Annotated in this window: 15 protein-coding genes; 5 read left to right on the forward strand and 10 right to left on the reverse strand. The window is 42.1% G+C overall.

Annotation, left to right across the window (positions count from 1 at the left end):
* The 5 genes from G327_RS0101605 to G327_RS0101625 form a co-directional block, all read right to left on the reverse strand.
* On the reverse strand, positions 1-633 hold the full coding sequence (locus G327_RS0101605) for an NADH:ubiquinone reductase (Na(+)-transporting) subunit D (protein WP_019613012.1): 633 nt from the start codon (positions 631-633) through the stop codon (positions 1-3).
* Positions 626-1,405, reverse strand: coding sequence for a Na(+)-translocating NADH-quinone reductase subunit C (locus G327_RS0101610; RefSeq protein ID WP_019613013.1), 780 nt, complete (start codon positions 1,403-1,405; stop codon positions 626-628). Before G327_RS0101610 ends, G327_RS0101605 begins: the two co-directional genes overlap by 8 nt.
* Positions 1,398-2,606 carry an NADH:ubiquinone reductase (Na(+)-transporting) subunit B gene (locus G327_RS0101615; RefSeq protein ID WP_019613014.1) on the reverse strand — a complete coding sequence of 403 codons (1,209 nt, stop codon included), beginning with the start codon at positions 2,604-2,606 and terminating at the stop codon, positions 1,398-1,400. Before G327_RS0101615 ends, G327_RS0101610 begins: the two co-directional genes overlap by 8 nt.
* 2 nt (positions 2,607-2,608) lie before the next feature.
* The gene (locus tag G327_RS0101620) at positions 2,609-3,949 is read right to left on the reverse strand and encodes a Na(+)-translocating NADH-quinone reductase subunit A (protein WP_019613015.1); all 1,341 of its coding nucleotides are present in this window, start codon (positions 3,947-3,949) and stop codon (positions 2,609-2,611) included.
* A 333-nt stretch (positions 3,950-4,282) separates the two neighbouring features.
* A complete protein-coding gene (locus tag G327_RS0101625; protein ID WP_019613016.1) occupies positions 4,283-4,594 on the reverse strand; it encodes a BolA family protein in 312 nt (103 codons plus the stop codon).
* Between the two features lie 143 nt (positions 4,595-4,737).
* On the opposite strand from G327_RS0101625, the gene G327_RS0101630 reads away from it, so the two are divergent.
* Both G327_RS0101630 and infA read left to right on the forward strand, forming a co-directional pair.
* Positions 4,738-5,466, forward strand: coding sequence for an arginyltransferase (locus G327_RS0101630; RefSeq protein WP_033297711.1), 729 nt, complete (start codon positions 4,738-4,740; stop codon positions 5,464-5,466).
* Positions 5,467-5,587: 121 nt separating this feature from the next.
* Entirely contained in the window at positions 5,588-5,806 is a 219-nt protein-coding gene (infA, locus tag G327_RS0101635; protein ID WP_019613018.1) for a translation initiation factor IF-1, read from the forward strand.
* Between the two features lie 101 nt (positions 5,807-5,907).
* Here infA and clpA read toward each other — a convergent pair whose 3' ends face one another.
* Both clpA and clpS read right to left on the reverse strand, forming a co-directional pair.
* Complete coding sequence (gene clpA / locus G327_RS0101640; protein WP_019613019.1) at positions 5,908-8,169, reverse strand: ATP-dependent Clp protease ATP-binding subunit ClpA; 2,262 nt, start codon at positions 8,167-8,169, stop codon at positions 5,908-5,910.
* A gap of 51 nt (positions 8,170-8,220) precedes the next feature.
* Positions 8,221-8,547 (reverse strand): ATP-dependent Clp protease adapter ClpS, encoded by a 327-nt coding sequence (gene clpS / locus G327_RS0101645; protein ID WP_019613020.1) that lies wholly within the window; start codon positions 8,545-8,547, stop codon positions 8,221-8,223.
* A 310-nt stretch (positions 8,548-8,857) separates the two neighbouring features.
* On the opposite strand from clpS, the gene G327_RS0101650 reads away from it, so the two are divergent.
* Positions 8,858-9,679 carry a nucleotidyltransferase domain-containing protein gene (locus G327_RS0101650; protein ID WP_019613021.1) on the forward strand — a complete coding sequence of 274 codons (822 nt, stop codon included), beginning with the start codon at positions 8,858-8,860 and terminating at the stop codon, positions 9,677-9,679.
* A 52-nt stretch (positions 9,680-9,731) separates the two neighbouring features.
* Here G327_RS0101650 and G327_RS0101655 read toward each other — a convergent pair whose 3' ends face one another.
* From G327_RS0101655 to nrdD, 3 genes are all read right to left on the reverse strand, one after another.
* Complete coding sequence (locus G327_RS0101655) at positions 9,732-10,682, reverse strand: chemotaxis protein CheV (protein ID WP_019613022.1); 951 nt, start codon at positions 10,680-10,682, stop codon at positions 9,732-9,734.
* 177 nt (positions 10,683-10,859) lie between these two features.
* The gene (gene nrdG / locus G327_RS0101665) at positions 10,860-11,330 is read right to left on the reverse strand and encodes an anaerobic ribonucleoside-triphosphate reductase-activating protein (RefSeq protein ID WP_019613024.1); all 471 of its coding nucleotides are present in this window, start codon (positions 11,328-11,330) and stop codon (positions 10,860-10,862) included.
* A gap of 68 nt (positions 11,331-11,398) precedes the next feature.
* Positions 11,399-13,516: an anaerobic ribonucleoside-triphosphate reductase gene (nrdD, locus tag G327_RS0101670; protein WP_019613025.1), complete on the reverse strand. Its 2,118-nt coding sequence runs from the start codon at positions 13,514-13,516 to the stop codon at positions 11,399-11,401.
* A 428-nt stretch (positions 13,517-13,944) separates the two neighbouring features.
* Here nrdD and rsxA point away from each other — a divergent pair, with 428 nt between their 5' ends.
* Positions 13,945-14,523, forward strand: coding sequence for an electron transport complex subunit RsxA (rsxA, locus tag G327_RS0101675; RefSeq protein ID WP_019613026.1), 579 nt, complete (start codon positions 13,945-13,947; stop codon positions 14,521-14,523).
* Between the two features lie 27 nt (positions 14,524-14,550).
* On the forward strand, positions 14,551-15,108 hold the full coding sequence (gene rsxB, locus G327_RS0101680; protein WP_019613027.1) for an electron transport complex subunit RsxB: 558 nt from the start codon (positions 14,551-14,553) through the stop codon (positions 15,106-15,108).

Genomic DNA, 15,108 nt, shown 5'->3' on the forward strand with positions numbered 1-15,108 from the left:
TTACTCCTTTGGCTCTACTTGGTCTGGTTTAATCGTACGAATCACCCAGATAATGCCGCCAATAATAAAGAAAGCACTTGGAGGAAGCAGTAATAGACCATTACTTTGATACCAGCCGCCGTTTGAAGTTAATGGTAAAATTTCAATTCCAAATAACGCACCTGAACCAAACAGCTCACGGAAACCACCAACCAGAATAAGAATGAAACCGTAACCTAGACCGTTACCGATACCATCCATAAAGCTTGGGAAGGGTTTATTTTTCATCGCAAATGCTTCTGCACGCCCCATCACAATACAGTTAGTAATGATCAGACCAACATAAACAGATAACTGTTTAGAAATAGCAAAAGCATATGCTTTTAATACCTGATCAACCAGGATAACCAGTGATGCAATAATCGCCATCTGTACAATAATTCGCACACTATTTGGAATGTAATTACGAATCGTTGAGATAAACAGATTTGAAAATGACGTTACAAATATCACCGCCATGGTCATAACAACCGCTGTTTCTAACGTGCTGGTCACCGCTAACGCGGAACAAACACCCAATATCTGCAGTGCAATCGGATTATTATTAACAACCGGAGAGGTTAATACTGCTTTCAACTCATTTGAATTAGCCATTGTTTAGTGCTCCTTGACGAACTTTGCTAAGAAACGGACCAAAACCTTGCTCGCCTAACCAGAATGTAAAGGTATTTTGAACCCCAACTGCCGTTAACGTCGCGCCGGAAAGACCATCAACTTCATGTTTTGAACCTGCATGAGCCTGACCTTTAACCACTTTAATGGCAGGTTTCCCCTGAGTATCAAACAGCTGCTTGCCGACCCAAAGTGAACGCCAGCGAGGGTTTTGAACTTCGCCGCCTAGCCCGGGAGTTTCGCCATGATCGTAATAAGTTAAAGCTTCAATGGTATTACCATCTGCTTTAACTGCTACAAATGCATACATAGTTGACCATAAACCGGCACCATGCACAGGTAAAATGATACGCTGCAGCTGCCCGTTATCGTCAGATACCAGATAAACAGTCGCTAGATTAGCACGACGACCAATTTTAGCGACATTCTGCTCTGCGCTCAGTTTTATGCTTTGTGCAGGATCTTTAGCAGCTTTACGCTGGTCATAACCTGCAGCATCTACATTTTCAACAAATTCACCCGTTGATAAATCAACCAGTTTTGTCTGAATGTTAGAGCTAAAAACTTCAGAAATTGTTTTATCTGTTTCTAACCCGGCTACAGCAAGGATGTTGTTCTGCTTATCTTTTTCTTTATTAGCAAGCTGCGTTGAGCGTAAGCCGACCGCCGCGCCTGCAACAATGATTGAACAGACTAGACAGACTGCCAGTACAACCGTCATTGTTTTGCCGAATGTTTCATGTTGATTAGACATTACGAGACAACCTCCGTTTGATATTTCCCTGCACAACAAAGTAGTCAAATAGTGGTGCAAACAGGTTAGCAAATAGAATTGCTAACATCATACCTTCAGGGAAGGCTGGATTAACAACACGGATAAGTACAACCATCACACCGATCAAAATACCGTAGGACCATTTGCCTTTATCGGTAAATGATGCAGAAACCGGGTCGGTTGCCATAAATACCATACCAAATGTAAAGCCGCCCATCACTAGATGCCAGTACCAAGGCAGTTCAAACATATAGTTGGTATCGCTTCCGATAATATTAAACAGGGTTGAAACCGCTACCATGCCGATCATTACACCGGCAATGATGCGCCATGATGCAATACCGGTAATAACAATAAACGCACCACCGATTAAAATAGCTAATGTAGAAACTTCACCGATACTGCCCTGCATATTACCCAGAAAAGCATCCATCCAGGTTAATCCTGACTGTGCAACCGCATCCAGACCACCTTGTGAAGCAACACTTAAAGAAGTTGCACCGGAGAAACCGTCTACTGCAGTCCAGACCGCATCACCAGAAATATCAGTCGGGTATGCAAAGAATAAAAATGCACGACCGGCTAACGCAGGATTTAAGAAGTTACGCCCGGTTCCGCCGAAAATTTCTTTAGCGACAACAACACCGAAGGTAATACCTAATGCGACCTGCCATAACGGGATAGTAGCAGGAACAATTAATGCGAATAAAACAGATGAAACGAAGAATCCTTCGTTTACTTCGTGTTTACGCACACTGGCAAAAAGAACTTCCCAGAAACCGCCGACAATAAAAGTGACTGCATAGATAGGTACAAAGTACATAGCACCGAATAACAGGTTATCCAATAAGCCTGCGCCGGGTCCCATGGTCACACCAAGGATATCTAGAATTGCTACGCGCCAGTCATCTAATGCGCTAAATCCGCCGATAATAGCTTCATTTGCCTGGATGCCAGTATTGTACATACCGAAAAACATCGCTGGGAATGTGGCTAACCAGACAAAAATCATCATACGTTTAAGGTCGATACCGTCACGTACATGGGTAATGCCTTTAGTTACCAGCCCGGGAGTATAGAAAAATGTAGCAGTTGCTTCGAACAGGGCATACCATTTTTCATAACGGCCTCCTGCTTCGAAATGCGGCTCCATTTTCTCAAGTATATGCTTAAGATTCATTCTTAGCCTTCCTTCTCAATTTTGCTTAGGTTGCTGCGTAAGATTGAACCGTAATCATATTTACCTGGGCAAACATAAGTACATAATGCCAAATCTTCTTCGTCTAATTCTAAACAGCCTAATGTCTGCGCCCCGTCGCTGTCGCCGACAATCAGATCACGCAGTAACATAGTCGGTAAAATATCCAGCGGCATAATGCGCTCATACTGACCGATTGGTACCATCGCACGCTTACTGCCGCCTGTTGTGGTTGTGAAAGCAAAACGTTTAGCTTTATTCAGTGCAGAAAGGAATACGTTAGCAACAGAGTGTTTATTAAAGCCGGGAGCTCCCCAGCCGAATAACTCTTTTTCATAACCTTCAACAAGTGCTGATACCTGATTATGGTAACGGCCGAGGAAAGCATGGGGACCAAAAGCACTAACACCGCATAATACAGAGCCTGAAATAACTCGGACCTCACCTTGAAGCAGTTCACCAGCAGTTAATTCAGCAATTGATGCGCCCATGTTCGTTCGCAGCAGTCGAGGTTTTTTAACCGCAGGGCCCGCTAAAGAGATAACTTTATCGGTATACAGCTCACCGCTGGTAAACAGCAGACCAAATGCAATCACATCCTGGTAATTAATTGACCAGACCTGCTTAGTCAGCGAAACCGGATCAATAAGGTGGATATGTGTACCGGCTAATCCGGCAGGATGAACACCTGAGAAGACTTTCTCATGAACATTTTTCAGCGGCGATTTCGGCAGGCTGCTTTCACCTTTACAGACATAAACATTACCGCCTGTTAATTGTGATAATAACGCCAAACCGTCTGTAAATGCCTGCTGATTTTCATTGATTATCAGCTCGGCATCAGGCGCTAGCGGGTTGGTATCCATTGCGGTTACAAAGATCGAAGCCGGGATTGCCTCTATTTCAGGCACTTTGCTGAACGGGCGAGTGCGAAGTGCAGTCCAGGCCCCTGATTCAACCAGATTTTCAACAATTTTACCGCGCTCTATATCCGCTAATTGTGTGCTTGCAAAAGTCGGAAAAGTAATACTGTCCTGACCTGAAACTGAAATAACAACTGACTGCAAAACACGCTTTGCGCCACGATTAATCTCTTTAACTACACCAGATGCTGGAGCGGTAAACTTAACGCCGGCATTCTTTTTATCACTAAAAAGAACCTGACCTTTTTTTACAGTGTCACCGGCTTTAACAGCCATTGACGGACGCATGCCAACATATTCTTCACCCAGTATAGCAACTTCAGTAACGGCGGGACCATTCTGAATTATCTGCTCTGGCGCTCCTGATATAGGGAGGTCCAGTCCTTTTTTTATAGTAATCATATTCTCTTGCACTATGTTTACGGGAAGAAAAGTTAGATGCCTTGCGGCATAAAAACATTACCAGTTATGTGATTAAAATATTTAAATTAACAACCAATTAACAAGTAGACGAAAAAATTCCGGCACATAATACCACTATAGCGAGAGCGATTGCTATTAGTAATGACGAGCTTACTGACTCTAGTTCAAACTTTCATGTGAAATAAATTTACATAAATAAATGTTTTTTAACATTTTATGTTAATTAATGTTATCAACGGACATAAAACGTCTGATTTAAGCTTTATTTGCCCGTTTAATTCACTCTTGAAGAACCTCCCCCCTGATATGTAGTTATTTTCCTCCGCCTAAACAGTCGGCAGAATCGGGTGCTATTTTGTGTTTTTCATCCCATTGAAAGGGAGTATAAGTATGCAGAGCCAGTGCGTGAACCGGACCGGCCAGCTCATCTTTTAAGAGCTTATTCACTAAACGATGACGCTGCAGCAGTGACAATGAATCAAACATTTCACTTACAATCACGATTTTAAAATGGGTTTCTGAATTATCAGGTACAGCGTGGCGATAACTTTCGTTTTCAATCTCTAAAAATTCAGCAGTAATGCCTGCAGTTATTTTTTTTTCGATTGTTGTTTGTACATTCATTTTTGCTACCCTTTTGGAACAGTTAGTAGTAACGATAACAAAGACCTAGTAAATTAGTAATAGTTAATTTACATGCCGGCAGCTTGGAGATAGACCTTCAGCAGCAGGAGAATTCACTTAATTAAATCATCAATAGGTATATTTTGACTTCACCAACAGCGTCATTAAATGTAGGTATCACAAAATCTTTCCCCTGCTCTTATTTAAAGGATCAGAAGGAACGACTTATTATGCTTATCGACCCGCAGTTAAATGCCAGAAGCTTTTACCCTACTTTGCTGGCCAATGGTTTTCGGCGCAGCGGTGATCAGGTCTACCGTCCACACTGTGAACACTGTCAAGCATGCCAGTCATTGCGGATTCCAGTCACTAAGTTTAAAAAATCACGCAGTCAGAAACGCCTGTTAAATAAAAACAAAAACCTGCAGGTTAAAATCAGTCACAGCGTCAAAGAAGAGTATTTTCATTTATACCAGCGTTATATCCAGCAGACACACTCTGACGGCCCGATGTTTCCCGCATCGCAAGAACAGTATGAGGATTTTATTAAATCTTCCTGGAATAAAAGCATTTTTATTGAAATTTACGATCAAAACAAACTTATTTCCGTGAGTGTTACCGATCTGATAAAGCATCCCGACAGCACTGCCTGGAGCGCTTTTTACTGTTTTTATGACCCAGATTACAGCGCCTGCTCTCTAGGAAAATTTGCTGTCTTAAAACAGTTAGATTTAGCTAAAAAGCATGCTGTAGACTGGTTATATCTGGGATATTACATAGAAGACTGTCAGAAGATGAACTACAAAACACAGTTTAATCCACATCAGCGTTTCATTGACGGCCAGTGGTTTGATTTTGATAAATCAATATAGTTAATATAATTACGTAAAGTGGTTCAATAAATAAGCAACAATCCTTTACCCTACCGCATAATTCTGGCATTATGCGCCGATTGAAATTAGCACAATATAAAATACAAAGGATCCATCGCCAATGGCAAAAGAAGACAGTATTGAAATGCAGGGCACAATCTTAGATACACTGCCTAACACAATGTTCCGTGTAGAATTAGAAAACGGCCACATGGTTACAGCACATATCTCAGGTAAAATGCGTAAAAACTACATCCGTATTCTTACTGGTGATAAAGTAACAGTACAGCTTACACCTTACGATTTATCTAAAGGTCGTATCGTATTCCGTGCGCGTTAATTATTAACAGCAGCGAATATCCGGTTTTTGACAACAGTTCAAAAGCCTAATAAAAAACCAGCATAAGCTGGTTTTTTATTACCTGAAATACCTCTGTTAGATCAGCTGCTCAACTCTAATGTTTTCGCATATTCAAATTTTACACTTTTACCATTTTCCCCAAGAGATACCGTGACACTGCCGCCGTCCTGCAGTTCACCAAATAAGATCTCGTTCGCAAGAGGTTTCTTAAGTTTCTCCTGAATCAGCCTTGCCATAGGACGAGCGCCCATAGCACGATCATAACCATGTTCTGCCAGCCATTTACGGGCAGGCTCAGTCACTTCCATGGAAATCTGTTTTTTATCAAGCTGCGCCTGCAGCTGTACAATAAATTTATCAACAACCTGATAGATAACATCCAGCTCAAGATGATTAAACCAGATAACATTATCAAGACGGTTTCTAAATTCAGGGGAAAACAGTTTATTAATTTCGTCGACGGCTTTATGTGAATCTTTCTGATCTTTAAAACCAATACTCTTCTTCTCTGTTTCACGTACGCCGGCATTGGTTGTCATCACCAGAATGATATTTCTGAAATCCGCTTTACGGCCGTTATTATCCGTTAATGTACCGTGATCCATTACCTGTAATAAGATGTTATAGATATCGCTGTGTGCTTTTTCTATCTCATCTAACAGCAGTACCGCATAGGGGTGCTTAACAACCGCATCGGTTAACAAACCGGCCTGCTCATAACCTACGTAGCCTGGAGGTGCGCCTAATAAGCGGGAAACCGTATGTTTCTCCATATATTCCGACATATCAAAACGTAAAAGTTCTACCCCCATCGCTTTAGCAAGCTGCTGCGTCACTTCAGTTTTACCGACACCGGTAGGCCCGGCAAACAGGAAGGAGCCAATGGGTTTTAACTCTTCAGACAAACCTGAACGGTTGAGGTGTATCGCATCAGTTAACACATCAATGGCATTATCCTGACCAAATACGGTCATTTTTAAACGTTCCGGTAATTTAGCCAGCTGATCTTTATCCGAACTAGTCACTGATTTTTGCGGAATTCGGGCAATTTTGGCAATAATTGTTTCTATTTCTAATACACCAATGGTTTTTTTACGTTTACTCGCAGGCAATAAACGCATCTGCGATCCGGCTTCATCAATAACATCAATCGCTTTATCAGGAAGATGGCGATCATTAATATATTTTGCACTGAGCTCAGCGGCCGCCATCAATGCCTTAGTGGTATAACGAATACTATGGTGATCTTCATAACGGGAGCGTAAACCTAACAGGATCTGCCCGGTCTCTTTTATTGAAGGTTCAAGTACATCCACTTTCTGAAAACGGCGTGATAAAGCATGCTCTTTTTCAAAAATCTGCCCGAACTCTTTATAAGTCGTTGAGCCCATACAGCGCAGTTTACCGCCGCTTAATAATGGTTTTAATAAATTAGCCGCGTCAAGCTGTCCACCGGTGGCAGCCCCGGCTCCGATAATAGTATGAATTTCATCAATAAATAAAATCGCATTTTCCTGTGTTTCAAGCTGCGTTAATACGGTTTTAAAGCGCTGCTCAAATTCTCCGCGGTATTTAGTGCCCGCCAGTAACGCGCCCATATCAAGTGAGTAGATAATATTATCTTCAATAACATCCGGTACATTTTTATTAACAATCCGGTAAGCCAGGCCTTCAGCAATCGCTGTTTTCCCCACTCCGGCCTCACCAACCAGCAGTGGGTTGTTTTTACGGCGGCGGCATAATATCTGTACACAGCGTTCAACTTCTTTGTCACGCCCGATTAAGGGGTCGATAACACCAGCTTCAACCTGTTCATTAAGATTAATAGTGAACGGCATATCATCATTTTGTTCAACCGCAGTTTCACTGGTTTCCTGCTCTTCGAAAACATCAGGAGCTGAATCTGCTGACTTGCTGATACCATGGGAAATATAATTAACTACATCCAGACGAGAAAGGTGCGCTTTTTTCAAGAAGTACACGGCTTGTGATTCCTGCTCGCTAAAAATAGCAACCAGCACACTGCCTGCTGAGACTTCACTGCTGCCCGATGACTGCACATGAAAGATAGCCCGCTGCAGCACACGTTCAAATGCAATGGTCGGCTGAATTTCAATTTCCTGGTTACGGACTTCCGGTATGGCCGGGGTTGTTTCTAAAAAGGTCATGATTTCTAAATGCAGAGAAACAATATCAACGGAGCAGGCTGTGAATAATGTTTTAATTTCATCATTTTCCAGCAGCGCCAGCAGCAGATGCTCGATTGTCATAAATTCATGCGATTTTTCAAAAGCAATACGGAAGGCTAAATCTAAACTGTTTTCTAACGCTTTATCTAACATAAACGCCCCTTGCTGGGTTAATTACTGAGAATACCGAATGCCGCATAATACTTACGATTCTTTTTCCATTGAGCATCGTAACGGGTGTTCATTTTGTTTCGCATAATTCATTACCTGCATTACTTTTGTTTCCGCAATTTCAGCAGTAAAGGTACCGCAGATCCCCACTCCTTTATAATGAACATTGAGCATGACTTCGGTAGCGCTCTCATTATCCAGTCTGAAGAAACGCTGTAACACATCAATTACAAAATCCATCGGTGTATAGTCATCATTATGCAGTAACACGTTATACATCGAAGGTGGAACCAGCTTAGTAACAGACCTTTCGATCGTCGCTGATTCATTACCAGTTTGAGGGGTATTTTTATCACTCATCTTTAAGTCTAGTCTTATTTAATAAAGTTACGAAAATTATGGCTTGTTAAGTAGGGCTAGATTAATGATTAGTTGAGCAATGTGCAAACTGTGATGATCAATAATAAGCCGGGGCCTGCTTATTCGTCAGCTGCAGCAGGTTTTAACAGCCGGCGGACACCTCCGCCACACTAACAGCAGTTTATAAGCGCTTAAAAACACAGTAAAAAATGTGCGCCAGCCCACTAAAATGCAAAACAGATAAGGTAATATAAATGCATTGTAAAAAAAACATAACAAACACAGCTTATTAAAATTAAAGGAGAAATTTGTGAGCCACGGTGAATCTGTCTATCTAACCTTAGCAAATAAGATCAGTGAAAAGTTTAAAGCAATAGAGTGCGTGGAAGCGATCGCCCTAGGCGGCTCTCAAACCAGCGGCAGCTTAGATAAACATTCCGATATTGATCTTTATATTTACTCAAGTGAAACAATCTCGCTGGCAGCACGTCAGGAGATTGTCGATAAGCTGGGAGCGAGTAAAGCCGATCTCAACCTTACCTTCTGGGATCTTGGTGATCAGTGGTTTGATTTAGAAACTGGTATTGAAGTTGATATTATTTACTGGGATAAATCATGGATAGAAGAGCAGCTGCAGCGCTTGCTTATTTCCCACCAGGCTAATATGGGTTATACAACCTGTTTCTGGCAGACAGTGTCCGACTCAAAAATACTGTTTGACCGCAGCGGCTGGTTCACGCAGTTACAGAATAAATATAAAGTCAGCTACCCTGAGCCGTTAAAACAGGCGATTATAAGCAAAAACCAGCCGGTATTAAGAGATGTCATTCCGTCCTATTATACGCAGATTAAAAAAGCCTTAGATCGTCAGGATCTGCTCAGTATTAATCATCGTCTGGCGGCCTTGTTTGCCAGTTATTTTGATGTGCTCTATGCAGTTAATAAGGTGATGAATCCAGGAGAGAAAAAAGTATTAAACTATGTACTGCAGAACTGTGCAAAAGTCCCGGCAGATCTGCATAATCAAGTGAATAAGATTCTTCAATCAGCGGCTGTCGGCGACAGGATCCTACTTAACCAGCTGGATGAACTACTTGACGGGTTAGATAACCTGTTAGCAGCAGAGAGCTAATAGCAGGCACCTAAAAGCCGCTGTACTGTTAATGACAGCGGCTCAGGTAAACTCAGTCTGTTTTCGCAAGTTTGGCTTTAAGTCTGTTCTGCACAACTTCAACTAATGAATCAGGTTGAAATTTAGATAAAAAATCATCACAGCCTACTTTTTCAACCATAGCCTGATTAAAGCTGCCGCTCAATGAAGTGTTTAAAACAATATGCAGCCCGGCCATACGCGGATCATTACGGATCTCATTGGTTAATTTATAGCCGTCCATTACCGGCATTTCAGCATCTGTTATCAGCATCAGAATCTCATCTTCAACCTTCTTGCCCTGATCTGCCCAGCCCTGCAGAATATCTAACGCCTGCCGGCCGTTACAGGCAGGAATGATCTCAATACCTAACTGCGACAGGGTACCGTCAACCTGTTTGCGCGCGGTCGAGGAGTCATCAACATGGAGAATTTTGCAGCCGATAAATTCTTGAGAAATCTCAGTATCAACAACGCCTTCAGAAATACTCAGTTTATACTCTACAATTTCCGCCAGCACTTTTTCAACATCAATGATTTCCACCAGCTCTACCACACCTTCCCGTTCGAGTTTGGTAATAGCGGTAAGGTAATGATTTCGTCCAACAGAGCCTGGCGGCGGCATTATTTCCCCCCAGTTCATATTAACAATATGTTCAACTTTTCCGACTAAAAATCCCTGCACGGTGCGGTTATACTCAGTAATAATCAGATTACACTGTTCATCAACCGGCAGCGGTTTAAGACCTATAGCTTCTCTTAAATTAATAACAGGAATTGATTCACCGCGAATCGCAGCAACACCGGAAATCTTGGGGTGAGAATTAGGAAGTTTGTTTAAAGCCGGCAGCTTAACAACCTCTTTAACTTTAAACACATTAATAGCAAACAACTGCCTGCCCTGCAGGTGAAACAAAAGCAGTTCAAGCCGGTTTTCACCCACTAAGTTTGTTCGTTGATCCACGGTATCAAGAATACTTGCCATCTATTTGCCAACCCTATTTTTAAGCACGACTACTCTTCTGAGCATAGCTAATCTTTTCGGCAAATAAAATGTGCTGCTGTTGTTTTTCTTAATTCATGATAATTATATGGGAGCAGACCGCTGTTTCTGCTGTGCAGAGACAGCAGGCTGGAAGCCGCAGTTCAAGCTGTCAGCCGCCTACTTTGATTTTAAATAATGAATCACCTGATTAGAGCTTCCGCGCCACTGCAGGTTGGCATCAGCTAAGGACTGTTCAAATTTTCCGTCAATCAATACATCAATCAGCTCTACTACTTCCTGCTGCGGCTCCGTCAGTTCATTTAACAGATAGCCGCTCCACATCCAGATATCTTTACCGGGACATTCAGCTTTAACACGCTTAATTAACTTTAATACCTGCTCAACATTAGCCGGGTGGAGCGGATCACCACCGGACAGAGTCAACCCCTGCTTTTTGATACGCGGATCGTTAAGGTCTGTGATTATCTGATCAGCAAGCTTTTCAGTAAACAGTTCACCAGCATCAGGCGACCAGGTTGACTGGTTATAACAGCCTCTACAGTTATGAATGCAGCCGGAAACAAACAGTGTACAGCGGGTTCCTTCACCGTTGAGGACATCGATAGGGTAATATTTACTGTAATTCATGGGGGCTCCTGAAACAAAAACACCCCACTGCATGTGAGGTGTTTTTAAGTTGTTACTAAATATAGAATTTAAAGGTGTTTAACGCGGCGTTTAACTTCTTCCTGTTTACCTTCATTAAACGGGCGGGCATCGGGGCTGCCTAAATAACCGCACACACGGCGTGTTACTGCGACTTTCTCAGAATCAGAGTTGCCGCAGCTCGGGCAGACAAAACCTTTACTGGTACAGTCAAACTCGCCATGAAAACCACAGACATAACACTCGTCAATCGGTGTGTTGGTACCGTAGTAAGGGACACGTGAATAACTGTAATCCCAGACGTCTTCTAACGCTTTAAGGTTATGCTTCATATTCGGGTATTCACCGTAACAGATGAAGCCGCCGCTGGCGATTTCCGGATAAGGCATTTCAAAATCAAGTTTATCGTAAGGATTTACAGACTTTTCAACATCCAGGTGGAAGCTGTTAGTGTAATAACCTTTGTCTGTTACGCCTTCTAAAACACCAAACTGTTTAGCATCTAAGCGGCAGAAACGGTCACAGAGGTTTTCAGAAGGTGTTGAGTATAAGCTGAAGCCGTACCCCGTTTCCTCAGTCCAGCGCTCTGTTGCCTGTTTCAGATAACGGATCATTGCAATTGCATTTGCCTGCTTCTCTTTATCATCAAAAAGATGACCATCAGAGCCGTGCAGCGCATTAATTGCTTCATGCAGACCGATATAACCAAGAGAAATAGAAGCGCGTCCGTTTTTAAAGATTTCTGCAATACAATCGTCCGCTTTTAAACGCACACCGCAGGCACCTTCCATATATAGAATAGGTGCAACACTCGCTTTCACTTCAGACAAACGCTCGATACGTGTATCTAATGCTTTTTTAGCAATATTTAAACGCGTATCTAATAACTGATAAAATGCCTGCTGATCACCACCAGCTTCTAAAGCAATACGCGGTAAGTTAAGACTTACAACCCCCAGGTTGTTACGACCGTCATGGATCAGCTCATTATTTTCTTCGTAAGTACCTAGGAAGCTGCGGCAGCCCATCGGCGTTTTAAATGAGCCGGTTACATCAACTACTTTTTCGTAGTTTAAAATATCAGGATACATACGTTTTGAAGCACATTGTAATGCCAGCTGCTTAATATCGTAATTCTGATCCGTGCTTTTATGGTTTACACCGTCTTTGATAGCAAAAACCAGTTTAGGGAAAATAGCAGTTTTACGATTTTTACCTAAACCGGCAATACGAATTTTGAAAATAGACTCTTGAATTAAACGCGCTTCCCAGCTGGTACCCAGACCAAAACCGAAGGTTACAAAAGGTGTCTGCCCGTTTGCCGTATGCAGTGTATTCACTTCATATTCAAGCGACTGAAAAGCATTAAAACACTCTTTTTCAGTTTGTTGAGAAGCATAAGCTTGAGGCTCAGCTATTCCCCACTCTTCTGCTGTTGCTAAATGTTTCTGGTAACTTTTAGAGACATAAGGCGCAAGCGTAGTATCAATGCCGTTAATTGTGGTGCCGCCGTAAATATGGCTGGCAACCTGAGCAATAATCTGTGCAGTCACAGCTGTTGCTGTTGAGATTGATTTCGGCTCTTCAATCTCAGCATTACCCATTTTAAAACCTTTAGTAAACATCCCTTTAATATCAATTAACATACAGTTAAACATAGGGAAAAACGGTGCGTAATCTAAATCGTGATAGTGTAGTTCACCTTTATCGTGAGCACGTACTACATCACGGGGTAAAATATGTGATTTTGCATAATGTTTAGCAACAATACCAGCCAGAAGATCACGCTGTGTAGGGATAACCTTACTGTCTTTATTAGCATTTTCATTCAGTAAAGAAGCATTACTCTGTTCAATCAGACCGTAGATTTCACTGTTTAAATGGCTTTTACGCTCTCGTGCAATATCTCTGTCATGGCGGTATTCAATATAGACGCGGGCCAGTTCAGTATGACCGCTTTTCATTAGACACTCTTCAACAGCATCTTGAATATCATGAATATCAACTTCAACCTGCCCCTGTAACTGCCCTTCAACTTCATTGGCAACGGCAAATGCATCAACACCTTTACAGCGCGCCGCACCGGACGCCTTTAAAATAGCTTCAGCTATACGTAAGGCATTAAATGGGACTTGACTACCATCTCGTTTAATAACAACAGGTTTCATAACAGGGGCTCCATGACAACAGTAAGACACAATATCTAGTGGTGGCGAATCATACATAACACTATATGTTGAGCATTGATATAAATCAAATTTCGAATTAGGTGGTTATTAAGTAATTTAAAAAGATCCACAGAGCTATCAAAAATTAATAAAAAGCACTTTATTCACAACCCTTTTTCTTTCTGCTTATTGCAATTTTAGGAAGCTATTTTAGCGGGAATTTGCAACGGTAGTAATCACTATCGCTGTATCGGATATCCGGGCATTAAGTGATAAACAAAAAAAACCTAGATTATGCACAAGCAATAGGCTATATATGCCTTATCCGGCTGTTTTTGCACTTATCATCTGCTGTTTTACTGCTATAATAAGGCCCGTTTTTTTTGGCCTGCGCAATACACTTACACAGGTAATGGAATAAAATTTTTATGAGTGATTATTTTTTACTATTTTTCGGTACTGTGCTGGTTAACAATTTCGTATTAGTGAAATTTTTGGGTTTGTGTCCGTTTATGGGCGTTTCTAATAAAGTAGAGACAGCCGTAGGCATGTCCTTTGCGACTACTTTTGTTTTGACATTAACCGCAGCTCTCTCATATATTGTTAATAACTTTATACTGCTGCCGCTGGACCTGCTTTATTTGCAGACATTGAGTTTTATTCTAGTCATTGCAGTGGTTGTGCAGTTCACCGAAATGGTAATGCATAAAACCAGCCCCACTTTATACCGCCTGCTGGGCATATTTTTGCCACTGATCACCACCAACTGTGCCATTTTAGGTCTTGCATTACTTAATATAAATGAAGGACACGACTTTGTTGAGTCGATTGTTTACGGATTCAGTGCCGGAGTCGGTTTCTCCTTAGTACTGGTACTTTTCTCCTCGATGCGCGAACGCTTAGCCGCCTCCGATGTACCTCTGCCTTTTAAAGGCGCATCCATTGCCATGATCACCGCAGGTTTAATGTCTCTTGCCTTTATGGGCTTTACCGGCCTAATTAAATAATAGATTGACGAAACGGAATACATATAAATGATAATCAGCATTGCTATCGCCATTTTAACGCTTGGAATTTTAGGCGCCCTGTTCGGCTCTTTACTGGGCTACTCTTCAATACGTTTTAAAGTAAAAGAAGATCCCATTGTTGAAGAGTTAGATGCCATTTTACCGCAGACACAATGTGGTCAGTGCGGTTACCCCGGCTGCAAGCCTTATGCGCAGGCAATTGCAGACGGAGAAGAAATCAATAAATGCCCGCCCGGTGGAAAGGCCGTTATGGAGCAGCTGGCAGAAAGAATGGGTATCGAACCACAGGCACTGGACGGTGAAGAAAAACCCAAATTAGTCGCTTTTATTCGCGAAGATCAGTGTATCGGCTGCACTAAATGTATTCAGGCCTGCCCGGTTGATGCCATTATAGGTTCAACCCGGCAGATGCATACAGTGATCAGCGATGAATGTACCGGCTGCGAATTATGTGTGGCACCGTGTCCGACAGACTGTATTGATATGAACCCGATTGCTTTAACAACACAAAACTGGCAGTGGGATCTCAACCGTATTCCAACAAAAATTAACACTGAGCTCTAG

This window comes from Psychromonas ossibalaenae ATCC BAA-1528 (genome assembly GCF_000381745.1).
GTDB lineage: Bacteria > Pseudomonadota > Gammaproteobacteria > Enterobacterales > Psychromonadaceae > Psychromonas > Psychromonas ossibalaenae.